This is a genomic window from Colwellia demingiae (assembly GCF_007954275.1).
Classification (GTDB): Bacteria; Pseudomonadota; Gammaproteobacteria; order Enterobacterales; family Alteromonadaceae; genus Colwellia; species Colwellia demingiae.
This window is the reverse complement of sequence record NZ_VOLT01000005.1, coordinates 204325-230314: the sequence shown is the minus strand read 5'-3', so window position 1 is coordinate 230314 and position 25990 is coordinate 204325. Positions and strand designations below refer to the sequence as shown.

Sequence of the window (25990 nt, the reverse complement as noted above, 5' to 3'; positions counted from 1 at the left end):
ACGATAGCATAAGTGTCGCAGCTACATAAGCTGCGTACTATGACGCCTTTTCATTTTGGCACTGCCAACAACTGTCAAAAGAGGCATCATTTTGTTCTTGGCACTGCTGACAAAACCAATCGTGCTCTCCTTGCTGCTTTAACGCCTTTGCTAAGGTCATTTCCGCTCTCTCTTCGTCTGAATCATTAATTATCCACAACTCTACCCAAGTATCTATAGGCGCTAATACACCCGCAGCACCTGAGGCAAACTCATTTTTTAAAGTGACTTCTATATTATGATTTTCAAGAATGTTTTTAGCGTTATTCACTAAAAATTGATTTTCATTACTATAAATTAATTTCATAGGCACTGCTCTTTGTTAATGAAAGTAGGAGTTATATTAATAATAGAACCTTTAGGAAGAAAAATAATTTCTTTTATTGCCTAAGTACTTCACTCAATAAGCGATTAATCACGTCATCTTCGAAGTCTCTAGTCGAAGATCCATTGTCTTTTGGTTACTAGGTTAGTCTCGTTATAGCTAAGTTAGTTCATTATCGTGTTTATATGAAACTTATTACAAAAGGCATTCAAAGCAATCTTGCTGTTATCACATACCTTTCATTACTATCACTGTCAGCAACATTCCCTATATTGCGAGTATTAGTAAAAGGGTAACAAGTGATTAAAATTAACTGTGAATCATCTGCCAAAATAGGTAGTTCGCCTGTTGAAGCATCAACAATATCAATTGCTTCAACTTGGTAAAGCTGGCTTTGGCCATGTTTGTCAGCTAATGAGATTATATCGTTCATAACTACCTCGTCTAAAAATGAAAAGTGACTATCTCTATGTCCTGCAACAACAAAAGGTTGAGCGCTTCTGGCTTGATTAAAAGGAGCAATAGCACCGGCTGAAAAAGCTAATGTGGTTGGATCCCCGCCGTTAAGCACAACCACACGTTTGTTTAAACGTTCAAATGAAAGCTCTGCAATGGGATAAGTATCTGCCCACGGCCAAGGTTTAGTCTTTTGCTTCAAATCGATGGTCTGATGCCAGCTGTAACTTATTAATTGCTCAGAGAGCCAGCCTTTGAAAGGCAGCCAGCTCGCATGAAGACAAAGCAAGCTGCCAGTGACAAGTAGCGATGTCTTAATGAGGTTTTTCATTACGACTTACCAACTTAAAAGCTTTATTAGTCAACCGAGCACTAGTGAACCAAGCTAAGTTTCTGATCTTCATCAAAACAAAGCTAAGTAACATTAGCGCTATGCCAATCAAAAACTGTAATTGCCAATCAAGGGATGTTTTAGGCATTGCTACCAGTAAACTCTCATGAGCTTTTATCGCGTTATTTCGAGATTTTTTGACAGATGACAAGTCATTTTTTGCGAGCAAAGACGAAACTTCTGGCTGCTTTTCTACCGCAATAAAACTGGTGTAAGGCGATATTATTTGATGATTGAGGGAAGTGGCGATAACCTGAGACTTTACCTTGTCTTTATTTGCTCCAACAATAAGACTGTCGAGTAAACTCTCTATTTTACGCCGTGCCCAAAGTGATGAAATACCTTTCGATGGCTTGCGATCATCAATGACTAATTGCTGGTAGAAAGGTGTTGATACTGTTTCAGCGGTTAATTGAATACTGGTGATAGGGAACTGGGACTTAAGGGCTATTTGCAACGGCTCACCAAAATATAAATCAGGGATTTTTTTAGGATAAACCTCTACTTGCTGGTGAACTTGGTTATCAAGTGTTAAGGCAATATTAGTGAGTGCAGGTTGGCTTATTTTTGTCATTAAGTGGCTCATTTTTCGCTGCACTTCTCTGTTATTTTGAATAAACACATAACTTCCTCGACCAAATTGAGCCGCTTTTTTCATAAAGTAACCATTGGGTGCTGCGCCTATTCCTACCGTATATAAACGAAAGTTTAAACGAAAATTTTCTTGGGCATTGTTAAGTAATTGCATAAGCTCAAATTCATTAGCGACAGCGCCGTCAGTAATAAAAACTATTTGGCGAATTGCTTTTGCGGACTGCGCTTTATCTTTTTTCATCATTAAAGCGTTACTTAATGGTCGGTACATTTCAGTGCCACCATTTGCACTTAAGTTATCAATGAATTGTTGTGCTTTTGAGATATTGTTTGTTGAGGCCATGTGAGTGACAGGGAACAGTAATTCGGTTTCATGATCGAAAGCGATAATATTGAAACTGTCTTTATTATTAAGCTGTAATAGGGCGAGTTGCAGACTCGCTTTCGCTTGTTCCATCGAACCGGCTTGCATTGAGCCTGACGTATCTATGATAAAAATGATATCTCTTGCTATCACTTGCGCTACGGATTGTTCAGGCGGGAAAAAGGTCAATAAAGTATAATGCTCACCTGAAACTTCTTGGGTAAAGCTACTGATTTGAGGTTGATTACTGGCAATTAATTGCCAAGTTAAATCAAACGTTTTGTTAGATATTACCTGTGTTTTATTTAACGTAATAAAGTAAGCGTTTTGCTCACTGTTTAACTCACGTGAATGTATTTTATGGCTATCACTGACAATAGACGTGATGGGAATACCTGAGTTTAATACAATGTTTATTGATGATTGACTACGCGCAACTGATCGAACATGGGTGGTTGGTGAACGTGTGGTTGATGTTTTAAATGGCTCAGGTAATTCTTTAGTTGAGTGCCCAGACGATTGCTCAGACGAGTAAGATGCTGATTTTGGTTGGTACCTATCGGTTAGTGCAAGAGGTAGTCGTAAATTGAATTTACCCTGAGAGAACGAGACAGGCATGATAAATTTTAACGTAACAACAACGGTTGACTGCGCCGGAATATTCGCTATTTTGTTAGTAAATAAATTCGGACGTTGTTGCTCGACTAAACTTGCTTTTCGTCCTTGTTTTTTGGCTTTTTGGTAAATGGCTTTTGCTGCTTTTTTTTCCATTATTTCGCCAAGTATTTCTACATCACCAATTTTTATCTTTAACTGTTTAACTGCTGAGTTTTCAGGTAAAGGAAACTGGTATTTTCCCGCCAACGCAATATTGTAGGGATTAATAAAGGTTTGCTTTATTTCTGCGTAAGCAACTAAACCATTAATTTCAATGTTGGCTTCAATATCAACAGGGAAGGTTGCACGCATGGCTGAGTTTGGGCTCTGACCCTGACTTTTGTTTGGACTTTTATCAGGATTTTCAAAGAGTAATTGCGGGCCATGAATAAGGGCATTATCTCGCTTTATTTGTTCCTTAGAATCAAATTGATTACTTTGTGCAAAAGGCATGAAAACCAAGGCAAGTGAGATGATAAGTAATAAAAAAAGTGAAATTTTTAACCATTTATAGCGTCGTTTTTTGCGCTGTTGTTGGCAATAATACGAATTTTTATAATCGATAAGTTGTAGGTTTTTCTTAGAAGTAAACATCACTTGCTCTTGTCTTTAGTTGATACAGAGTATTAAAGCAAAGTAATGAGCGTTACTCGTGTCAGCTTAAGGGCAGAGTACTGATGAAGTGTGGCGAAAATATGGCAAGTTCAGCGTAAACACAGGAAAAAATATTGTTGATTCATTGCGGCCGTTGTTGTAAGTGTCATTGATATTATCGTTCCCGCGTTGTCTTGGCGGGAACTTTAGGATATTGAGATATACCAAATAACTACAATCCAAAGCATATAATTACAAGTTAGTGATAGGTGGCTAAAATCATTTAGTCACTGTTTTACAGTGGTATTTACATGGAGAATAAAATCATTACCACCATTGTGTTTTAATCAATAAAACTACAGAGGTGGTTTTTTACGTAGTTAAAACAGAACCTTTTGATGATTATCATATAGTTTTAGGTGATATTCGGCCATCTTATTACATATGTGTATTAAAATTATTTTAAATGATTGTTTGTTAATATTTCTCAATTAACTCAAGTGATTGACAAGTTTGTTTGTGTCGAATTATTTTACAGTGTAATTATATTAAAATGCACATTATCGACCATAACATTGAAAATATTGGTTTTTTTAAAGTTGGCGCATTTTTTGTATTGAAATACGTAGATTGATTGATTGATTACTATTTTAGTATTTACCTACCAAAATGAGTGGCAAGGTATTAAAAGGAAATACAAATGAAAAATAAATTTTTACAAACGGCTGTAGTCGGACTGATAATGTTAGCTAGTAGCGCTAATGCTGGAATTATTGCATCGACAGATTTTGATGATCGCACTGTTGCTGGAGATACAGCTTCAACTCTAGATTGGATTCTAGATGGCTTAAGTTCACCAGGTGATTTATCTGCTGATTATAACTTATTTGATACAACTGACTCAGCAGACAAGTTTGCTGTAGACCGCAACCTTTCTAATGAAGGAGATTGGATAGTAAATATAGCATTGAATGTGCTATCTCTAAATAATATATCCTTATCATCTCTAACATTAGATGCTTATATATTTAATAACAGTGGTAACTTCCAAGGCCAACAAAGAAACCTAGATATTGCAATATCACTATTTGATTCATCCAATACGCTCCTTAAAGAATTCACTTTACTTGATGATATATATGCCAATAATGGGGCCTTCACTAACCCTAACGGCCATAACGTCAGCGTAGATCTTGAGGGATATTCTCTTTTAGCTAGCAATGATTACATTCTTAGATTGACAGGTAGTGGAGAAGGGAATGGAAACAATGCAGGGTTCGATAATCTTGTGATAAATGGTGACTTAACTAGCGTACCAGAACCTACTAGCCTTGCTATTTTTGCATTAGGCATTATGGGGTTAGCAGCACGTAGACTTAAGAAACAATCTTAATTTAGTTTTTAAGTTTTGATTATAGAAAACATCAATTGTCATGATTGGTGTTTTTTTTTCTAGTGATTGGTTAATGTCAGCTTGATGAAATAAAGGAATCACTACCCCCTAAATTAGCTCTGAAATTACATATCTATTGTGGTGTTCATGAGCCCTTGGATATTTCCCATAAAAATGTCCCTTTTCAACGAAACTGTTGACCCTAAGAATGTGAACCAACTACAGTCAACTAAGCGCACAAAAGTAGCATTAATAATTTGATAATGAATGACCTCTATGGTGGCTAAGCGCACTATCTATTAAGATAAATTCACGTCTAAAATACCTCTACCAAACTTAAAACCAACTATTTGTAGTTTATAAAGCTATGAAATTATGTGATATTACTAAGAAGAATCCATACTAAGCGGTTATCGCTTTATCTGTGGTCATTGTATAAATTAAAGGAGTTAATTTGTCTTTTACAATTGAGCAGTTACATCTAGGTCAAAAAGATCATTTCGAAAAAACCTTCTCCAATTCAGATGTGATGTTATTTGCGGAAATTTCAGGAGATAGGAATCCCGTACATATTAATGATATTGCAGCAAAAAACAGTGTCTTTGGTCAACGCGTTGTTCATGGCGCGTTTGTATTAAGCACTGTTTCGGCATTGTTAGGGGAGAAGTTACCCGGAGAAGGCACTATATATCTGGGGCAAGAAAGTAAGTTTACAGCGCCTGTTTTTATTGATGATACCGTAATTGCCACGTGTGAAGTAGTTGAGATAATTAAAGACAAAAATATCGTTAAATTACGTTGCACCTTAGTTAATCAAGCGGGTAAAGTTGTCGCTGAAGGGCTAGCAACCGTGATGCCGCCTAAAAAGCAGCATTTATAAAATGCCTGAAATGACAAACGCTACGTTAATGTAAACGGTATAAGCAGCGTTTGTGATAGAGCTAATGGTTTTTAGAGTCTATTCCATTAACCACATTCTGGCTTTACGCCCTGGTAAGTAAAACTTATGCCATTGGCTGTTAATAATTTGTAAATCAGCACCGCCAACGACATCACGGTAATTTTTATTCCACCATAAATTGTGCTCTGCGGTATTCACCCAAACATCTTGGCCGTTATCACATTTGTTAATACCTACCACACCAATGTGGTCACGTTTAAATAAAATAATACAGTCGTTAAAGCTCATCACTTGCATGCCATGGCCTTGTGCAGTGTTGTGAAACTTCACCATGCCAACAACGTCTGAGCGTTTGTATAAATCTAACCAACGGTTGTTGTCGTTACTTTCGTTATGGTCTGAGTACATCATCGGCGTACCGCCATCACGACCCATAATGTAGGCGTTGGCTAACACTTCATCGGTAGCATTCATTATTTGATATCTAAAACCTTCATTGGTTGGAATATCGTGGGTTATTGAAAAAGTTACGGCTTTATCAGGTGTTAATGCTTGCCCATAAGCGGCAGGGTCAACAAGTTGGTTCATTGAACCGCCAAAACCAAGGGCACCACGCAGTGAGGCAAATAATGGGAAGTCGTAAGCACTATGACCAGTGTCATTTAAATACGGCGCTAGGAAAGCGTCGTAGCTATTGTCACCAGCGCCGCCAGAGGTAATGATTTCGCCAAATACATGCATGCCATTTTTGATGTCGTTATTAAATACCGCATTAATGTGATAGTTGCTCATATGTTTCGCGGCATCAACGCGAAAGCCAGTTACACCAATTGTTTTTAACGCTTGTAAGTAAGCTTGTTGCTGCGAAATAACCCAGTTATTCGGGTCTAAATCTGGTAATCCAACATCGCCATTGCCGCCACAAAGTCGCCAATATTGTACATGGCCGGGGTTGCCCCAATCAGTAATACATCCTGCTGGATGAAAGTCATTTGCACCATAGCTACCCTGTTGTAGATCGCCGAATAGCTTAATTGAATTGTAATAAGTGCTATCGGCAGTATAAGTAGCGAGTACCGCTGTACCTGGGTAGTTTAAATCTGAGCGTTGAGATGATTCGTTCGCCATATGGTTGAATACGATGTCGGCGTAAGTTTCAACGCCTTTGGCTTTTAGGGCATTAACCATATCTTTAAAGTCGTTGGTATCGCCTAGAGGGCTATGAATAACTCTAAAGTCTTGTGGTTGATAACGAGCCCACCACTGATCACCTGAAGATTTGTATGCTGGCGAAACAAGTACTTTTTTGTAGCCTAAGTCAGCAATTTCTTGTGCTTTGGTTGCAACGTCATCATAGGTCCAGTTAAAAGCATGCAGTATGGTATCAGCGTATGATCCTTGACTGAATAATAGTGAGCTGGCGATGATTGATGCTTGGGTGAACTTTTTCAATAGGGGTGTAGATTTCATGCATTCCTCGTTTATATTATTTTAAACTTTTTGTTGCTGAAACTTACTTCTGAATTAGCAACTAAATTGAGCGTAAATTAAGCGGTGATAGTTAGCAATCCCCCTACATACGTATTCATAAGTGAACTTGAGCAGCTCAGTTAAACGTAGACGCCAGTACTTTTGCTGCACTCTTATGCGTAACTATTTGGCTTAAAAAGGTCAGTCTTCGCATAAGCTTGATAGTCACTCTATACTTCTTCTATTACTTTCTCTGTTGCAAGGCATGGCGAACATATGGATAAAGCAGATAGCATTGATATTGATAAACAAGTCAATGAAGATGAATTATTTGGCCACCCTAAAGGTTTGTATATTTGTTTTGCTACTGAACTATGGGAGCGATTTTCATTTTATGGGATGAAGTATTTGCTGCTCTTATATTTAACTAAATACCATTTGTTCTCTGACGGAGAAGGCTTGGAAGTATTAGGCTCATATGCTGGTTTAGTTTATACCTTGCCCGTTATAGGTGGCATGTTAGCCGATCGCTACCTTGGTATGAAAAAGTCAGTGATATTCGGTGGTATCTTACTCTGTTTAGGGCATTTACTGATGGCTGTTGAAGGCCATCAAGCGGTTCAATATGCGGCAGGTACCATTTTAACTTCAGATATCACCCTCAATAATGGCGCGGTACTCAGTGCGGGTACTCTCTTAACACAAACGATTAAAATTCAAGATTTAGCTGCGCTGAATGTTTTCTACTTTGCATTATCGCTTATTGTTGTTGGGGTTGGTTTTTTAAAACCCAATATTTCTACCATAGTCGGTCAACTTTATAGTAAAGATGATCCCCGTCGAGATTCTGGTTTTACCATTTTTTATATGGGTATTAACCTTGGCTCTTTTGCCGCCACTATTATTTGTGTTTACTTAGGGGAAACCTATGGTTGGCGTTACGGTTTTGGTGCTGCGGGCATAGGCATGTTGTTTGGTTTGGTGACGTTTACTAAGGGCCTTAAATATTTACGTGGATTGGCAGAGCCACCAAGTGTTGAAGTATTACGTGAAAAAGTTTGGGGTTTGATTAGTAGAGAGTACTTAATCTATTTAACGGCTATTTTAAGTTTATCGGTATTTTGGCTTGTTATTCAACATGAGCCGGTAGTCTTTGCTGCTCAGCAGGTTTTACTGATTGTTTCGGGCGTAGGGTTAATCGCTTATGCGGCATTAAAAGGCAGCAGGGAAGAGTTCCAGCAAATGCTGGTGCTGATGGTGTTAATCGGTTCTACCATCGTTTTTTGGGCCTTGTTTGAGCAAGCTGCGGGGTCGATGACATTATTTGCCGACATAGTCGTTGAGAGAAATATTGCTGGCATTGAGATATCTGCTGGTCAGTTTGGCTCTCTCAATGCAGGTTTTATTATTATGTTGGCCTTACCTTTTGCTGCATTGTGGGTGTGGTTAGAGAAGTTTCGGCTAAATCCTAATCTTCCGATAAAATTTGCTTTAGGTATTATTCAAGCAGGTTTAGGTTTTGGCATTTTGGTTATTGGGGCTAAATTTCCCGATGAGGCTGGGAAAATCAGTTTATGGTGGTTAGTTTTAGCTTATCTCATTCATACGACGGGTGAGTTGTGTCTTTCTCCGGTAGGTCTTTCGGCAGTGACTAAGCTTGCGATACACCGTGTGGTAGGTTTATCAATGGGCGTGTGGTTTTTGGCTACGGCGCTGTCTGAAACGCTGGCCATGCGTTTGGGAAAATTAGCGGCCATTGATACCCAAGGTGGAGAGCTTAATAGTGTTAGTGATAATCTTATTATTTATACACAGCTGTTTGAGTTTTTAATGTGGATTGGTATTGGTACAGGCATAGTTGTTTTACTGATATCACCGCTATTAAAGCGTGGTATGCATGGCGTTCGCTAAGGTGTTTTTAGCGATAGGACTAACGCTAAAAACGTATTACTGGTGCTTATCGATGTGGTGATCGGAGTGTTTAAAGTAGTGATAATAAGCATGAACCGAAAACCCTATGATAAGTGCTATTGAACATAATCCAACGACCAAGGAAAGTGTTGTCATGATTGCCTCTGCTATACGCTTTTGTCTCTACAGTTAAGTATAGCAAAGGTGGAGATAGTTAATGGAATAACGCGGCTATTATCTTGCTTTGAACTCCAATACTGTGGCGTTAATACAAAATCTTGGTTGTCCATTCGGACCATCTGGAAATACGTGACCCAAATGAATACCGGACGTTTTAGAGCGAATTTCTGTGCGTACCATACCGTAACGATTATCAGGTTTTTCAATAACTGAACCATCAACCGCTTTAGTAAAAGATAACCATCCAGACGCGGAGTTAAAACGGTCATCAGTATCAAATAGTGGTGCGCCACTTAACTTATCAACAAAAACGCCATCGGGAGTGTTTTTGAATATTTCATATTCTTTACAAAAACGACCATCAGTTCCTTCGTCGAAAGCGACATTAAAGGCTTCACTTTTTCCTAATTTAAAAGCACCTAATGCTTTATAAAAATAGTCAGGGCTCATGTATCCTTGTTTACCAAATACTTCTTCACCGTCTTCAATAAATATAATTGTGGGTGTCGCCCAAGTTTCAGTCTTAATCGTTAGGCCTTTCAGTTGGCTCGCTAGACGAAAGTTTATAGCAATAGTGCCTTTATAATCATTAACGACATTCTTTTTGAATTTTTCACAATAAGGGCAATAATTCTCTGATTCAATGACAACAATATGTTTTCCTGTTAATAAGGGCGTATTATCAATTTTTTGACTGGCTAGTCCCGTTTTACTTGCATCAGCATCAAACTTAACGCCAGTAGAGTGATCTGGACAGTAGCCATTTGGATTTTTAGCTAAGTAATCTTGATGATACTGCTCGGCTTCAAAAAATTCAGTAAGTGAGCTGATTTTGGTTTCGACTTTTCCATAACCCGCGTCATTTAATAGTTTTTGATACTGGGTAGTAACTTTGAGTGCAATGTCGTTTTGTTGTTCATTACTCGTTAATATAGTTGAACGATATTGCGTGCCAATATCATTGCCTTGACGATTAAGCTGCGTTGGATCATGTCCCTCATAGTAACTTTGTAAAATAGTTTCCAAGCTCACCTTTGAGCTATTAAAAATAACTTTAACAACTTCTGCATGGTTATCTACATTGTATTTATTTTTTCTCTGTGTAATTTCTCGATAACTAGCACTCACATTTTTACCATCGGCATAACCTGAGATAGCATCAACAACACCTGGAATGGCTTGATACCTTTTTTCAGCTCCCCAGAAACAACCAGCACCAAGTACAATGCTATCTAAATGCGTTGTTGCAGGTATTTTCTTCGTTGAACTTGTTGATTTAGGCATCATTTTTTCGATATCATTTTGCATCTTAGTTGAGCTAACAGTTGAGTTTGTCGCTGAATACTCTGTAGAGTTTGGTGATACAGCATAAAACGTAAGTACCGAGATTAATGCGAGCGCTATGATGAACAATATATTTTTCATAATTTTATCCTGACTCAACCAGTGAAGTGCGATTGATTTGTTAAACTTAATCTAAAGTATAAATGACTGATATCGCTATATGGTCACTGAATTATCACAATTTCATCACAATGGTAAAAGAACTGCACAAAGTGTATAAAAATGTAAACCTATTCTGAAATTAACTACGCTAAAGGCCATGCGCTACGTTACAATAGGCAGATAATAATGAACTTCATGTACTCAAAGCTCATTACGTCTGAATATCAATACGTAACAATAATAAGAAAAGATTAGAAACCAACTAAATGATTAAACATTTCTCCTCTATACCGCGTGTGCTCGTTGTATCACTAAAACTATTTGCTGTGATTGCATTTTTGTCTACCGCTTCTTTGGCTCAAGCAAAGTCAGCCAAACCAGCAAAGTTAGGTAAATGGCATGAGGCAGATTTTGTTGATGCTTATTGTAAGGGTGAAATAGAGTATGTGTTAGCGGATAGAACGCGAGTTGATTGTTTAACAGCTACCCATGCTATTGAATATGATTGGGGGAAAAAATGGGCTGAGTCGTTAGGGCAGGCGTTATTTTATTCAGCCATGACCGGCAAAAAAGCGGGCATTGTTTTAATTGTTAACCCGAGAACAAAAGATAGATTTTTAAAGCGTTTAAATAAAGCTATTTCTGACAATAACCTTGATGTTGATGTCTGGACTATTACCAACCGAAAAACCTAATTAAATGTATGTTTTTTCTATGTATTACACTGCTTACTAAAGTGAGATAACCAGACTACCGGAGAAAATATCATATCCAATTCTGCCTTGACCAGTTGATGGTCATGTTTCCTCGAAAACCATAAGACGATATTTTCATGCTCGCCTACTTCAACCACCTTAACGGTTGTTAGATCTCCCCACTTTTCATGAGTAATGACTTCCTGTCCGGCTACTTCAAATTGATAACGTTCAACTTTTTTACTCGCTTGGCGAAATAAGGTAAAGCGTGTATTTCCTTGCAATAAATTAAGCCGAATTTGTGCCCCTAAGGTATCTAGGTCATATAAAGGGTTGCTCTCATTGTTGTCTGTATGTTGGTAGTGAGAAACTTTAGTATCTAACGTGACCGTTGATGATAGTCCGTTATCAGATATTTCAGCGGTCATTACTCTTGATTTAAGACCGGTTAGTTTTTGTGAAAAACGGGGCGTTAAAAAATGATTATCCTGAGGCGAGTAATGCATAGCGCTTTTTTGTTGGTAGGTTGAATCAAGCCACAAAAAAGTAACTTCACCGTATGACGTTACAGTTGCTTTGCTAGCCGCTGCTGCGTTGTTATCCCACTTTATTTTCCGGTGTAAATAACCCACTTTTCCCCCAAGAAAGTAAACATCATATTCAAACTTTTTATCACACTGATGAAAGTCACTAAACGCTTTTGTCGTTAACGGGCTAATCACATTAGCTTGTAATTGAGCAGTAAAGCCAAATAAGAAAAAAACCAATAGATATAAAGGTGTTAGCGATTTTAATAACGGGAAGTCTCTGCTGGTTAAGTTGCCTAAGCTTTTTAACTTTATCAGTTTTTTCAGTTTAGTCATGATTATTGGCTAGTACTATTTTAGAAAATATAGGTGATGTAGATGCTTATATTAACTCGAGTTATGTACTGATTAGTTGTTTCATTTTGCAATTTGCATTTTCATATCGCAAAACCTCAGTGTGTTTCTAATTAGTGAACACTTGTTTAACCTCTAAGTTACTGAAAGTAAGTGTTATTTTTTGTTGGTGCGCTTTTTGCTAACTACTACAGAGAAATAATAAATTTTATGTAGAGGTGATATTCACTATGTTAAATTCAGTCAGAAAAAGCACAATTAAAGGCATTATTCTTGCCGTAGGTATGACCAACATTGGCTTACACGCACAATCTTTTACTGAGTGCCCAGCAGAAGCCTTTTTAATTCAAGACAAGTTAGCAAACTTATATAGTGTTCAGCTTGCTACTGGCTTTTACGAGAAATCGTCACCTGCTGACTGGAACCAACAAAAGATGAATGCACTGGCATTTAGTGTGCACGATCGCTATTTATACGCGTTCAATTACTACTACGGCACTATTGTGCGTATTGGTGCCGATTTTCAGGTAGACCCTATACCGCTAGCTAATCTTCCTGATAAAGGTTTTTATGTGGGTGATATTGCTGTGGTAGAAGATGCTTATTATCTATATCGTCCCGGTGGTAATTATGGTTTGTATCGCGTTTCGTTAGATGAAGGCAGTGACGATTATTTGCAAATGGAAAATATTGTTAACGGCACAAATCTCAACCTCGCTATTTATGATTTGGCCTTTCATCCGGATAACGGCTTTGCTTACGCGGTTGATCGCTGGGGTAACCTTTGGAAGATTGATGTTGAAGTGGGGACTTCGATAAAACTTAGTAACGTGGGTGAGGCAGGCGTATTTGGTGCGGTTTATTTTGATGTTACCGGTAACTTATATATCAGTCGTAACAATGACGGTAAAATTTTCAGAATCAATACCAATTGGGCTTATCCAGTGGCTGAATTTTTTGCAAATGGCCCTTCTTCTAGTAATAACGATGGCGCACGTTGTGCGCTGGCTCCTATTATTTCTCTTGACGCTCCCACCACCGATTTTGGTGATGCTCCCGATTCTTACGGCTCTAGTATAAATAATAATGGTGCGCGCCATGATGTAGGCGACGGTACTTTATTCTTGGGTGAAGCAGTGGTGAGTGAACCGAATGCTTACGCAGACAATGGTTCTGAGGTAAATGACAATGATGGTATTGCATTTGTAACCGGTATTGAATCAGGTAAAACAGCGATTGTTGATATCACTTCTTCAGCAGATGGGTTTGTAAACGCTTGGGTCGATTCTGACAAAAATGGAGCGTTTGATGCTGATGAGCAAATTATAACGGCAGAGGCAGTGAGTTCTGGCAGTAATATTGTTGCTTACGATGTACCAACTTGGAGTGAACCAGGCTCGACTTGGGCGCGATTTAGATTAAGCTCTGAAGCGTCTTTATCTCCTATTGGTGGCGTTTCTGATGGTGAAGTAGAAGATTATGCCATTGATATTGCTGAGCAAGATGTAACGGCTACTTATTACCCTTCTGCTGATGGTTGGGCAACGCTGGCGTTCGAAGATAATTGGCCGCTGGAGGGGGATTACGATATGAATGATGTGGTTGTTCGTTATCGTCTTTCATCTTATCACGTAGAAGGGACTTTAATGCGCGTTAAAATAGAAGGGGAAACCATTGCCCTTGGGGCGTCTTACCATAATGGTTTTGCCTTTCGACTGCCCGGGCTACTGCGCAGCCAGGTAGATATTGGTCGTTTAATTTTTAAAATTAACGGGGTTGAACAAAGTGTTACGCCACTTGAAGCAGATAAAGATGAAGCCATTTTCATTATCGCTAATGATCTATTTGATTTTGTTACTGCCGGTGAAGACTGCAAATATTATCGAACAGAAGCCGGTTGTGGTTCAAACATTCAGATGACATTTTCATTGGAAATTCCTATGGAAGCGAATGTAAACAAAGCTGACGTGGCTGATTTCCCATATGATCCCTTTATTTTCGCTTCTGAAGGATACGAAAGAAGTTACGTATTTGGTGAAGCACCGGGAAGACGATTTGAGATACATCTTAAAAATCAAGCACCGACAGAAGCCTTTCAAGCGAACTTTCTAGGTCGTGGTGATGATGTTTCAAATGCTGGTATTGGAGAGTACTTTATTAATGCTAACGGTATGCCATGGGCTATTAGCATTCCTTATGAGTGGGAGCACCCAGTAGAGTATATGGATATTAAGTATGCTTATCCAAACTTTCATAGCTTCGTTACTACTTCAGGTGCATCGAATATGGATTGGTTTACGGTTGGAAATAGCGCTACTAACAACGTATTTAAACAATAAGGAGAAAACCATGAAACTTACTAACAATACTTCAATATTTCTAATGAGTTTACTAATGGTTGGGTGTGGTGGTGGAAGTGACGATTCTTCGACGCCTGATCCTGTTGTAGTAGCAGTTGAAGAGCCTGTGGGCGCCGTAGCAGAACCTCCAGTGGTAAGTACTATTGTAGAGCCAGATCCTAATGCCACTTATGATTCAACGGCTGAGCTTATTGTCTCAAGAAAATTTCTTCTTAAGCCAGAATATGCCTTAGCGGTAAGTTAAAAGAATGATGGTAACCGTAATGCTTATTTATCAGTGTGTACCGATTTCACGAATGGGAAAGAAGGTATCAAAGTAAACTATAACAGTTGCTTACTACGCACTTCTATTGAAAGTGACTACGCTGGCACATTAACTGTTGCAAACGATAAGAATCGTTTAGTGATGGCTATCTGGTATTTTGAAGACATGAAAAACCCAAGATATGAAGTATGGGAAAATGACAATAATGCTAAAGGGGTAAGAACATTTGATGTCAATTAATGGACTGATTTTGATAAATAGAGTGCCCAATAACTTATAATGAGCAGGATGTGTTTTTTCAAAAATCATTATTTAAAACGCCTATTTGGGCGTTTTTTATTGTGCACAGAATAATAAAAGCTGCGAATCCATTAGTGTGTGTGCCCAATTATTACTTTAAATCCGTCTATTTATTATCTGAATATTTGTCTTAAATATAACGCTTAAATACCTATATTGATGGAAGCATTTTTTCTATGGTCTAGAATCTTATAGTAAGGAAAGTTTCGTTTCATTAAACGTATTGAAAGGCACCATACAACCCGTTTAATGATTGGAGAATATTTTATTTAACACCACCGTATTTAGGCTGATTAGGGATAAGTTATGAGTGAGAACAATAAGAAAAAAGCATCTGATTTATTTGTGCAGGCATTGGAAGCTGAAGGAGTAGATCACATTTTTGCTGTTCCAGGGGAAGAGAACTTGGATATGGTTGAATCCTTACGTAAATCTACCATCAAACTCGTGTTAACTCGCCATGAACAAGGCGCGGGTTTTATGGCTGCGACCTATGGTCGTCTTACCGGTAAAACAGGTGTTTGCATGGCAACGCTGGGTCCTGGCGCAACAAACTTATCAACCCCAGCGGCTTATGCTCATTTAGGCGGCATGCCTTTACTGATGATTACCGGACAAAAACCAATCAAAAAGTCGAAGCAGGGGCAGTTTCAAATTATTGATGTGGTTGGCTTGTTTGCGCCTATTTGTAAAATGTCTAAACAAATTGTGCATGGCGATACTATTCCTTCATTAGTGCGTGAAGCCTTCCGTCTTTCAGAAGAAGAACGCCCCGGTGCGGTGCTGTTAGAGTTACCTGAAGATATTGCAGCTGAAGATTGCACTGAAAGTGTGATGACCCCGCATAAACGCTATTATGCGAGCCCAAGTGATGTGCCGCTAGAAGAAGCCGTTGCGTTAATAAAAGCCGCTAAAATGCCGTTAATATTAATTGGCGCTGGTGCCAATCGTCAAAATGTTCGAGCAGCTATGTGTGACTTTGTTCATTCAACCCGTATTCCATTTTTTGTTACGCAAATGGGGAAAGGCGTCGTTGATGAACGTTCAAGTCTGTTTTTAGGTACCGCAGCATTATCGGCTGGCGATTATTTGCATTGTGCGATTGAACGGGCCGATTTAATTATTAATATCGGACATGATGTTATTGAAAAACCGCCATTTTTTATGGAAGAAGGCGGTAAAAAGGTTATTCATGTTAATTATAAATCTGCGCAAGTTGATCAAGTCTATTTTCCACAACTAGAAATTATCGGTGATTTAGCCGCTTCTGTTTCTGCTTTAAAAGATAAGCTCGGCGGAGAGGTTAAGTTTGATAGAAGCTATTTTGAAATGATAAAACTCGCCATTGATGTGCATATTGAAGAAGGGGCAGATGACGCGCGTTTTCCTATTATTCCACAGCGCTTTGTTGCCGATATTCGAAAGGTTATGGGTGATAAAGATATTATTGCTTTGGACAATGGTATTTATAAACTTTGGTTTGCACGTAATTATAAAGCTTATCAACCCAATACCGTATTGCTTGATAATGCCCTTGCCACCATGGGAGCAGGGCTACCTTCGGGCATGATGGCTGCTATGTTAAATCCTAAACAAAGAGTAATGGCCATCTGTGGTGATGGTGGTTTTATGATGAATTCACAAGAATTAGAAACCGCCATTCGTCTAGGATTAAACTTAGTGGTTACCGTTTTAAATGATAATTCTTACGGCATGATCCGCTGGAAGCAAGCCAGTGCGGGTTTTGCTGATTGGGGCTTAGAATTTAATAATCCTGATTTTGTTAAATATGCAGAAAGTTATGGCGCAACAGGGCATCGAGTTACGTGTGCTGAAGATATTATTCCTACTTATGAAAAAGCATTTTTAGCTGGGGGTGTTCATCTTGTTGAGTTACCGGTGGATTATTCTGAAAATCAAAAAGTTTTAATAGATGAATTGGCTAAAAAGGTTTGTTTGATATAACGCTTCATTTTACTTTCAACTTATTATCCTACTTTAGGAAGAGTAACATTATGGACAATTTAGAAAAAAGCAATGTATCTGAAGAAAACAAGGTACCTGAAACACTCGACGTTGTTAACCCTTATGACCAAGCTTACATAGAGTCTATCCCAACAGTCATGTGGGATGATATTGATAAATATTTATCAACGGCTCATCAATTATACAAAGATTGTAATCAGTGGATTCCTGCGTTTGAGCGTGTCAGCATTCTCAAAAAAACAGCGGTGTTGATTTCAGAAAGAGCCGATGAGTTAGCATTTTTGATTGCAAATGAAGGAGGAAAACCGCTGGTCGATGCGCGAGTTGAAGTTACCAGAGCGATTGACGGTGTAGAGCTTTGCGCAAAAGAAATTGCTAAATTAACCGGTACTCAAATCCCGATGGATTTAACCCAAGCGGGCGCGGGTAGAATAGCCTTTACTACTAAAGAGCCTATTGGGGTGGTGGTTGCTGTTTCGGCATTTAATCATCCGTTAAATTTAATTGTACATCAAGTGGCTCCGGCTATTGCAGCGGGTTGTCCTGTGTTAGTTAAACCCGCACGAGATACACCATTATCATGTAAGGCATTTGTTGATATTTTGCATGAAGCAGGATTACCGCCACAGTGGTGCCGTTTTGTTGCCTGTGATATTCCTACCTCTGAAAAAATGATCACCGATCCTAGAGTGGCTTTTTTCAGTTTTATTGGTTCTGCTAAAATTGGTTGGATGTTACGTTCTAAATTAGCTCCAGGAACGCGTTGCGCACTAGAACATGGTGGAGTTGCCCCTGTTATTATTGAAAAAAGTGCTGATATTGAAGCGATGATCCCAAGTTTACTCAAAGGCGGCTTTTATCATTCAGGACAAGTTTGTGTGTCGGTACAGCGTATTTATGCGCCTAAGAATAAAGCCAAAGCTATTGCACAACTATTGGCTGATGGCGCAGCAAAACTTGTTGTGGGTAACGCTATTGATGAGAAGACCGAATGTGGCCCGCTTATTCGCCCTAAAGAAGTTGATCGCGTTGAAGAGTGGGTTGATGAAGCCCTGGCAGCAGGCGCAATCTTAGTCACAGGAGGTAAACGATTAGGTGAGAGTACCTATGCGCCAACCGTGTTGCTTGAGCCGCCAGTTGATGCGAAAGTTTCTACCATGGAAATCTTTGGCCCTGTTGTGTGTGTTTATGGCTACGATGATATCAACGATGCCATTGATCAGGCTAATTCATTGGACTATGCGTTTCAAGCTTCTGTGTTCACCAAAAATCTTGATGTAGCAACTAAGGCAATTCGGGAATTAGACGCTACCGCAGTAATGGTTAATGATCATACCGCTTTTCGGGTTGATTGGATGCCTTTCGCAGGACGTAAACAGTCTGGTTATAATACCGGCGGCATTGCTTATACTATGCATGATATGTCTCAGGATAAAATGGCTGTAATTAAGCTTTAATTTCCAATTTTCGAAACAACATACTCCATCTCTTATGAGAAAAAATGTAACATTAGTAATCAAAATTCCAAGGACAGAAAGTTATGACAGCCTATCAAAAATCCACTGAAGCAATTTCAGCGTTAACCCAGAGCAATATCGAGTAATACAAGAAAGTGGCACCGAGCAAGCGGGTAGTGGCGAGCACCTTGATAATGCTTTAGTGGGCATTTATGTCGATATTGTTTGAGGTGAACCACTCTTTGCTTTATCAGATAAATATGAATCTGGCTGCGGTTGGCCATGTTTTACTAAACGATAGAGTCAAATAACATACAAGAGATTAGTGATAGCAGTCACGCCACGGTGCGCACTGAAGTACGGTCAAGTTACGATGACAGTTACTTAGGACATGTATTTAACGATGGACCAACAAGTAAAGGTGGGTTACGTTACGGTATTAATTCAGCGTCACTTCGTTTTATCCCTCTTGATGAGATGGCGATAACGGTTATGGCGAATATATAGATCAAGTGGAGAACATATAAAATGACAATTGAACGCGCTATTTTGGCAGGGGGGTGCTTCTGGGGCATGCAGGATCTTATACGTAAACTTCCTGGCGTTACGTCAACCAGAGTTGGTTATACGGGTGGTGACGTTATCAATGCCACTTATCGTAATCATGGTAGTCATGCAGAAGGCATAGAAATATCATTTAATACTGATGTTGTCAGTTTCCGCAGTATCCTTGAATTGTTCTTTCAGATCCATGATCCAACAACAGAGCTTCAGCAAGGAAACGACCTAGGCTCTTCATATCGTTCAGCGATTTATTACTGTTCAGCTGAACAAAATGCTGTAGCGATTCAAACGATAATTGATGTAAATGCATCAGGTTTATGGCCAGGGACTGTCGTTACTGAATTGGCTCCAGCAGGCGATTTTTGGGAAGCAGAAGTAGAACATCAAGATTATCTACAGAAAACACCAGATGGTTATACTTGTCATTTCCCCCGAAATAACTGGGTATTACCTTCAGTAAAATAAGCCAGTAAGAGTAAACTCAATAGTAGATTACTTTAATCGACAACAATGCTGCAGTTGCAGCAAAGTGCTGGTAGTGCTTTTATTAAGTCCCATAACAGGTGATAGGCAGCATCAATAAAGTTGTCTATTCAGTGTATTAAAGCCCTATTTTAGGGCTTTTTTTTGTCGCCGATTTACTGTAATTATACTGGATAATTGTATGGTGCTGTTTGTAAGTATGTAAAATAACTGTCAAGTTATTTTACATACTTACAAACCCTCACAAAATCACAATATTTAGTTGTATGTTATTTAGACGCTTATTGGTTTTGGTGTGATATTTGCTTTGTAAGGGGATACATTCAATTTTTAGTATGGAATTCTAATAATGAAAAAGTTTATAAACCTAACTTTAACAATAATTTTATTTTTATCTACTCATGCGAATGCTGGTCTTGTTAGTGTTGCTTATAGCGGTTTCTTTGATGAGTCATCTATATCTTCACAAGATGGCCTCCCTGCAGGCGATTATGACACTATTGGTGGTTTAAACGATGTCGCTCTGTTCGAATTAGTAGCAGGAACTAACGAATTTGTTGGCTCCATATTTAGCCCAAATGATCCTGCAGATGTCTTTCTCATAGAAGTTGGCGCAAACCTACGTTTGATAGGGGCAACAATAAGCTGGGGTACTAACTTGCCTGGATTAGAGCTAAATTTTCCTTCAGTTCCTCCTGGATTCCTTCAACAAAACACGTTTTTCGATGCTGCTCCCGACTGGTTCTTTGAAGAAAGTTCTATTACCCCTGAAATATTTACGATTGAAAATTTAGAAGCAGGAAAAGTAGGTAGTACTTTTGACGTAGCACCGTCGTTTTACACTGCATCAGAATTTAGCAGAGGTCAGGGAATATATAGTAGTTTGTTATCGGCCTCAGGAACTTGCGCTCAATCTTATAGGCAAGTACCTGTTGGTGGACAGATTGGGCTAGAATCCTTTTGTGTTGAAGGTATTGACTATAAAATGACCTTTAATGTAGTGCAAATAGATAGTCCTCCAAGCCCTGTTCCAGAGCCATCAACGCTTGCTATTTTTGCATTAAGTATTATGGGTTTAGCATTACGTCGATTTAAGAAATAATCTTAATATAATTTCGTTATAAAAATTAATTATTGATAACGGTATGTTTGACTCAACTCATTTAAAGCAATGTCATCAATAATAATCAAGAAGCATTTACCGGTTTGGTAAATGCTTTTTTGCTTCATCGCAGGTAAAAATAATGACGATAGTCATTTTAAATGCAAACAACGCTTAATAATAATAGCTTTTGGTAACTAGTTTCTAGATAATCCTCATTTTTAAAATAATGCTAATTTTAGCATTGTTAACTGAGTTTTTTCCTATGCATGAAATTAGTGGCCGATGGCGACTGGGTTTGTTTTTATCTCTTACTACGGCCATCTTATGGGGCGTTTTACCGATTGCGCTCAAAGGGCTATTACAATATATGGATGTAAATACCATTACGTGGTATCGCTTTCTTATAGCTGCAATATTTTTAGGTGGATACCTAATAGTCACCAAGCGTTTACCTTCATTATCGTTACTAAAAAATAAACGAATATTGGTGTTGATGGCACTTACAATATTTGGTTTATTAGCAAATTATATTTTATATATGATGGGACTGAATTTTACCTCGCCAGAAAGCACGCAGGTTATGATTCAAATAGCCCCAATGTTATTACTTATCGGTGGTGTTTGTGTTTTCAAAGAATCATTTAACGCTAAACAAAAAGTGGGTTTATTAACCTTCTTTTTAGGATTACTGTTATTTTTTAATCAACGTTTTGAACAATTACTTAATTTTCATGGTGATTATACTCTAGGTTTATTCTTTATTATTCTTGCGGCAATTCTTTGGGCCATTTATGCATTAGCTCAGAAACAGTTGTTGAAACACTTTGCCTCAGAAGAAATTATGATACTCATTTATTTAGCGGGAACTTTGGTGTTTTTACCATCATCTGTACCTTCGTTAGTATTAGAGTTAGATACCATCGGTTGGTTATTGTTACTATTTTGTGGGGCTAATACGCTGGTGGCCTATGGTGCTTTTGCGGAAGCTCTTGAACATTGGGAAGCATCTCGTGTGAGTGCAACGTTAGCAATAACACCGTTATTAACGTTAATTTTTATGCAGATAACTAATTATATTTTACCCGGAGCAATCGCTAATGAACCACTAAATACCATGAGTATCTTCGGCGCGGTAATCTTAGTTATTGGTTCAAGTGTTACGGCATTGAGTAAAAATAAAAACAAGCACGCGAAATAGACACTACTGCGGTATTGGTTAATGACCATACCGCTTTTTCGTGTTGATTGCCTGTTAGGCGTTAAGCCTGAACATCGAGTTCAAGCGATTGACGGCGTTGCTTGCGTATGCGTCTCTCATAGTAAATAAAATGTAGCTTTAACATTCTACGGCGTTCGCTTTGGTGCCTGTGCTCTTTTAAGTAACAGCCATTTACCTCTACAGTTTCTATCACCTTGATATCTTGAATAGACTTCTTCATGTTCGATAACCTCAGCGTTAGGGTGGGTAAATATTCCCAAGCATCCAAGCATCCAAGCTATACATGAATTATAGTTTACTTTTTTGTACTTGTTTCTATCGTTGATGGGCAATAGTAAAAACACTCTACTCGGCATTCGCACCCTTCATAAGGAATTTTCATCGTTTATTGTAAGAATGAAATTAGTTTTCAACTTAAAAAGTCGCTAGTTCATCTCAAAGATGTATATTTGAATTTGAGGCTTTGTTATAAAAATATCAGCTCATCAATGCGCGATAGCTTGATGATTATAAGAATATAGAGTCACATGCCATTTCTATTCACGGCAAAATAATCTATTCAATTCACCCATAAATTGATCAAATAAAGTAACGGGAATGCATATTGAAGTCTTTTAAAAACATTATAATATCCACATGCCTAATTGGCTCTATGTTCAACAGCGCATGGGCAAAGAATGCGAGTTTTGACTTCTCGGTGACACCGATTGCCGATAATGTCTATAGCATTGTTTCACCATCATTTGGTTTGCCAACCCCTGAGAATAAAGGCTGGAACTCCAACAGCCATTTTGTTGTTACTGAAAAAGGGGTACTGTTATTTGATACCGGATCTTCTGAAATCATTGGTAACGAAATTAAAAAAGCGATTAAAACAGTCACGGAAAAACCAGTTCGTTGGGTGGTTAACTCCCATAGCCATGCGGATCATTGGTTGGGTAATGCAGGGTTTATAGATGCGGGCGCTGAGATTATAGCTAGTGGTCGAGCGGTTAGGGTAATGAAAGAAGACGGGCAGGGGCCTGTGGATGCATTTTCTCGCATGACGAAAGGAGCAACTGGCACCACTCATGTTAAGTATCCAACGTTGTTATTATCTCAAGGAGAGAAGCGTAATTTAGGGGGGCTGGATGTAGAGTTTATTTTCTCAAATGATGCTCATTCTCCAGGTGATATTTTAATGTGGTTGCCTAAACAGAAAATTATATTTGGTGGGGATGTTTTAAGCTCGCAATGGATGCCGATTCTTACTTATCATGGCAATGTACCTCATCTGATTGATACTCTTTATGAAGTGGTAAAGTTGAATCCTGAGATAGTTTTAACGGGGCACGGTAAAGCAACTTCAGGCAAGTCGATAAAACGTGATGCTGATTTAGTCGCGGGTGTTTGGAAACTTGTAAAAGAGGGCCATGACGATAATAAAAATTCCGATGAAATTATGCTAGATGTGAGTGATGATCTGGGGCCAACATATAGACCCTTATATAAAAATTTCGACTCGGAAATTAAACGATATGTTGAGCTGTTGTATAAAAGTCACTAGTAAATTTTGCTTCGATATTTTATTTATGTAAAGGTTATTGGTTATTAGCACATACCTGTTATGCAAGTACTAATAACCATATGTAATAAACTCATTAAAGCACAATTTTGCTTTGTGAACTTTAACTTAGCCTTCAGATGATTTTTGGCAAGTCTGTATTTTATCTTGCTCTTCTTCATCGCTAACGAGTACTTGTTTAAGCAATTCCATGCGTTGCTTAACAGCAACGCCATAACTATGATCATCACCCCAAACTTCAGATAATACATGCATTGACTCTTTATCATGTTCAAAAAACAATTTGCCTGCGCGCTTAGCACTTTCTGGACTATTTCCAAGTAACTCTAATGCTGAAACACCTAAGCTTAAGGCAGATTCGAATGTTTCTCGTCTGAGTGTTTTTACACCTATACGCATTAATTCATAGGCATGGTGGCGATCGATAGCGCGGGCGACAATTTGTAAATTAGGATAATGTTTCTGAGCAAGTTGCGCTATTTCAATGATTTTATCGGCATCATCAATGGCTATTACTAATAATTGTGCTTCTTTGGCTCCTGAAGCTGCTAATAAATCTCCTCGAGCAGCATCACCGTAAAACACTTTATTGCCAAACTTCTTCAACAGTTCAATTTGACTAGGACTGTGGTCTAAAATAGATAAATGATAACCTTGAGAGCTGAGTAGACGGCCGATTATTTGCCCAAAACGACCGTAACCCGCAATGATAACGCTTTTGGTTGCTTCTATATCTTCTGGTTTATCAAATTCGCTGGCGTCTTCTTGCTCTTTATCGAGTACTTTTTCATAGAATATTAATAAAACAGGCGCCATCAGCATAGAAATAGCGACCACCAAGGTAGTTATTTTATTCTGCTCTGGTGTGAGTATTTGTAAGGTAGAAGTGAGTGATAGCAGTACAAAAGCAAATTCACCTCCTTGCGCTAAGGCAAGGGTAAAAAGTAGCTTCTGCTTTTTTGCCATTTTGAATAACGTGCCTAAAAAGAATAAAACAGCCGCTTTGATGACAATTAACGACAGCACTAATAAGGTCACTAAACCCAGCTCTTCAAATAATAATGGAAAATCTATTGAAGCGCCGACGGTAATAAAAAATAGACCAAGCAAAAGGCCCTTAAAGGGTTCAATGTCTACTTCCAATTCATGTCTAAATTCGCTTTCGGCTAAAACAACACCCGCTAAAAATGTTCCTAGGGCAGGTGATAGACCTATCTTTTGCATGATTACTGCGATCACTATCACAAGAAATAAAGCAAAGACGGTAAATAACTCTCGTAAGCGGGTCTCGGCGATATAACGAAATAATGGTGCTGAAACATACTTACCTGCCAATATAATTGCGGCAATAACACCAATTGATATGGCTGTTTGAACGTACACCGGAAAATGTTCTATCAAGTTCCCGTGAGAGCCTGAGTCGCTAATGTTGTCACTAAACGCTAATAAGGGCACTAATGCTAAAATGGGGATCACGGCAATATCTTGAAAAAGTAATACTGAAAATGAGTTTTGACCGGCTTCTTGTTTTATCCAACCTTTTTCATTTAATGTCTGTAAAACAATGGCGGTTGATGAAAGTGCCAACATTAAACCTATGGCAAGTGAGGTTTGCCATGCCAGTGAAAAAACAGTGTAGCAGGCAGCGGCAATGAGAAGGGTGGTTATTACAACTTGCAAGCCACCTAAGCCAATGATGGAGTGTCTTAGCTTCCATAAACGCGAAGGCTGTAATTCAAGGCCGACCAAAAATAACATCATCACCACACCAAACTCGGCAAAATGCATTACATCCGTTTGATCGCCCACTAATCCCAATAAAAAAGGTCCAATTAAAATACCTGCTAACAAATAACCTAGTACGGAGCCTAAGCCGACACGCTTTGCTATGGGCACCGCAATTATTGCCGCGGCGAGATATATCACAGCCATTTCTAACATCGCTTACTCCTGATCGATTTTATTTTTTTTGTTAATACTAAGCTATGCTAACTTTATTATTAACACTATGACCAATAATAGTTTGATTAATGGGGATTAACTTAAATTTTTACTGTTGTTGAAATTTGATGTTGTTGGTTTTAATCAAATGAATGGTGAGTGTAATCCTGAAATAAATTGTAAAAATATGATTGAGTTTGCCTTTATCTAGAATCAACGAATCACGATAAAGGGCAGCTTAGCGTGCATTAGTCACCTTAACGGAAAGTAGGAATACTAACTTTTGCCAGAATATATTCTTTCGAATCTTAAAATATTTGATGTGCTTTACCTAATTAGTAGTGTTATTTTTATTTAAATACTAGATATTAAATAAGTCACACTCATATATGAGTATGACTGAAAAAATTAGTAAATAATGTTGTCTTCCGCCACAAACACCGCAATAA

21 protein-coding genes are annotated in these 25990 nt (G+C 38.4%); 14 read left to right on the top strand and 7 right to left on the bottom strand.

What is annotated here, in order from left to right; genetic code table 11:
* Positions 1-37 precede the first annotated feature (37 nt).
* The 3 genes from ESZ36_RS11555 to ESZ36_RS11545 all read right to left on the bottom strand — a co-directional run bounded on the left by ESZ36_RS11555 (position 38) and on the right by ESZ36_RS11545 (position 3420).
* Positions 38-346: a putative signal transducing protein gene (locus ESZ36_RS11555; RefSeq protein WP_146787893.1), complete on the bottom strand. Its 309-nt coding sequence runs from the start codon at positions 344-346 to the stop codon at positions 38-40.
* A gap of 226 nt (positions 347-572) precedes the next feature.
* Positions 573-1151, bottom strand: a complete 579-nt coding sequence (locus tag ESZ36_RS11550; protein ID WP_146787890.1) for a class GN sortase — start codon at positions 1149-1151, stop codon at positions 573-575.
* On the bottom strand, positions 1135-3420 hold the full coding sequence (locus ESZ36_RS11545) for a marine proteobacterial sortase target protein (protein ID WP_146787887.1): 2286 nt from the start codon (positions 3418-3420) through the stop codon (positions 1135-1137). Before ESZ36_RS11545 ends, ESZ36_RS11550 begins: the two co-directional genes overlap by 17 nt.
* Before the next feature lie 700 nt (positions 3421-4120).
* Between ESZ36_RS11545 and ESZ36_RS11540 the strand changes: the two genes are divergently transcribed.
* Both ESZ36_RS11540 and ESZ36_RS11535 read left to right on the top strand, forming a co-directional pair.
* Positions 4121-4813 (top strand): PEP-CTERM sorting domain-containing protein, encoded by a 693-nt coding sequence (locus tag ESZ36_RS11540; RefSeq protein WP_146787884.1) that lies wholly within the window; start codon positions 4121-4123, stop codon positions 4811-4813.
* Between the two features lie 454 nt (positions 4814-5267).
* Positions 5268-5693: a MaoC family dehydratase gene (locus ESZ36_RS11535; protein WP_146787881.1), complete on the top strand. Its 426-nt coding sequence runs from the start codon at positions 5268-5270 to the stop codon at positions 5691-5693.
* A 78-nt stretch (positions 5694-5771) separates the two neighbouring features.
* Here the strand turns inward: ESZ36_RS11535 and ESZ36_RS11530 are convergent, their stop codons facing one another.
* Positions 5772-7184 (bottom strand): alpha-amylase family protein, encoded by a 1413-nt coding sequence (locus ESZ36_RS11530; RefSeq protein WP_146787878.1) that lies wholly within the window; start codon positions 7182-7184, stop codon positions 5772-5774.
* 276 nt (positions 7185-7460) lie between these two features.
* Here ESZ36_RS11530 and ESZ36_RS11525 point away from each other — a divergent pair, with 276 nt between their 5' ends.
* The gene (locus ESZ36_RS11525) at positions 7461-9095 is read left to right on the top strand and encodes a peptide MFS transporter (RefSeq protein WP_146787875.1); all 1635 of its coding nucleotides are present in this window, start codon (positions 7461-7463) and stop codon (positions 9093-9095) included.
* Positions 9096-9329: 234 nt separating this feature from the next.
* Here the strand turns inward: ESZ36_RS11525 and msrA (ESZ36_RS11520) are convergent, their stop codons facing one another.
* Positions 9330-10583: a peptide-methionine (S)-S-oxide reductase MsrA gene (msrA, locus tag ESZ36_RS11520; RefSeq protein ID WP_146788426.1), complete on the bottom strand. Its 1254-nt coding sequence runs from the start codon at positions 10581-10583 to the stop codon at positions 9330-9332.
* A 404-nt stretch (positions 10584-10987) separates the two neighbouring features.
* Here msrA (ESZ36_RS11520) and ESZ36_RS11515 point away from each other — a divergent pair, with 404 nt between their 5' ends.
* Entirely contained in the window at positions 10988-11416 is a 429-nt protein-coding gene (locus tag ESZ36_RS11515; RefSeq protein ID WP_146787872.1) for a hypothetical protein, read from the top strand.
* Between the two features lie 17 nt (positions 11417-11433).
* Here ESZ36_RS11515 and ESZ36_RS11510 read toward each other — a convergent pair whose 3' ends face one another.
* Positions 11434-12279: a DUF3108 domain-containing protein gene (locus tag ESZ36_RS11510; protein WP_246129075.1), complete on the bottom strand. Its 846-nt coding sequence runs from the start codon at positions 12277-12279 to the stop codon at positions 11434-11436.
* Positions 12280-12527: 248 nt separating this feature from the next.
* Here ESZ36_RS11510 and ESZ36_RS11505 point away from each other — a divergent pair, with 248 nt between their 5' ends.
* From ESZ36_RS11505 to ESZ36_RS11460, 10 genes are all read left to right on the top strand, one after another.
* Complete coding sequence (locus ESZ36_RS11505; protein ID WP_146787869.1) at positions 12528-14636, top strand: LruC domain-containing protein; 2109 nt, start codon at positions 12528-12530, stop codon at positions 14634-14636.
* A 10-nt stretch (positions 14637-14646) separates the two neighbouring features.
* Positions 14647-14901, top strand: coding sequence for a hypothetical protein (locus ESZ36_RS11500; protein WP_146787866.1), 255 nt, complete (start codon positions 14647-14649; stop codon positions 14899-14901).
* Positions 14902-14934: 33 nt separating this feature from the next.
* The gene (locus ESZ36_RS11495) at positions 14935-15162 is read left to right on the top strand and encodes a hypothetical protein (RefSeq protein ID WP_146787863.1); all 228 of its coding nucleotides are present in this window, start codon (positions 14935-14937) and stop codon (positions 15160-15162) included.
* Positions 15163-15528: 366 nt separating this feature from the next.
* On the top strand, positions 15529-17187 hold the full coding sequence (locus ESZ36_RS11490; RefSeq protein WP_146787860.1) for an acetolactate synthase large subunit: 1659 nt from the start codon (positions 15529-15531) through the stop codon (positions 17185-17187).
* Between the two features lie 50 nt (positions 17188-17237).
* Positions 17238-18665 carry an aldehyde dehydrogenase family protein gene (locus ESZ36_RS11485; protein WP_146787857.1) on the top strand — a complete coding sequence of 476 codons (1428 nt, stop codon included), beginning with the start codon at positions 17238-17240 and terminating at the stop codon, positions 18663-18665.
* A 345-nt stretch (positions 18666-19010) separates the two neighbouring features.
* Entirely contained in the window at positions 19011-19172 is a 162-nt protein-coding gene (locus ESZ36_RS23180; RefSeq protein WP_425457384.1) for a peptide-methionine (R)-S-oxide reductase, read from the top strand.
* Positions 19173-19193: 21 nt separating this feature from the next.
* A complete protein-coding gene (msrA, locus tag ESZ36_RS11475) occupies positions 19194-19694 on the top strand; it encodes a peptide-methionine (S)-S-oxide reductase MsrA (protein WP_146787854.1) in 501 nt (166 codons plus the stop codon).
* A 367-nt stretch (positions 19695-20061) separates the two neighbouring features.
* Positions 20062-20814, top strand: a complete 753-nt coding sequence (locus ESZ36_RS22890) for a PEP-CTERM sorting domain-containing protein (RefSeq protein ID WP_246129074.1) — start codon at positions 20062-20064, stop codon at positions 20812-20814.
* A gap of 265 nt (positions 20815-21079) precedes the next feature.
* Positions 21080-22015, top strand: coding sequence for a DMT family transporter (locus ESZ36_RS11465; protein ID WP_146787851.1), 936 nt, complete (start codon positions 21080-21082; stop codon positions 22013-22015).
* 673 nt (positions 22016-22688) lie between these two features.
* On the top strand, positions 22689-23582 hold the full coding sequence (locus tag ESZ36_RS11460; RefSeq protein ID WP_246129073.1) for an MBL fold metallo-hydrolase: 894 nt from the start codon (positions 22689-22691) through the stop codon (positions 23580-23582).
* Positions 23583-23708: 126 nt separating this feature from the next.
* Here the strand turns inward: ESZ36_RS11460 and ESZ36_RS11455 are convergent, their stop codons facing one another.
* Positions 23709-25541, bottom strand: coding sequence for a monovalent cation:proton antiporter-2 (CPA2) family protein (locus tag ESZ36_RS11455; protein ID WP_146787845.1), 1833 nt, complete (start codon positions 25539-25541; stop codon positions 23709-23711).
* Positions 25542-25990: the final 449 nt, after the last annotated feature.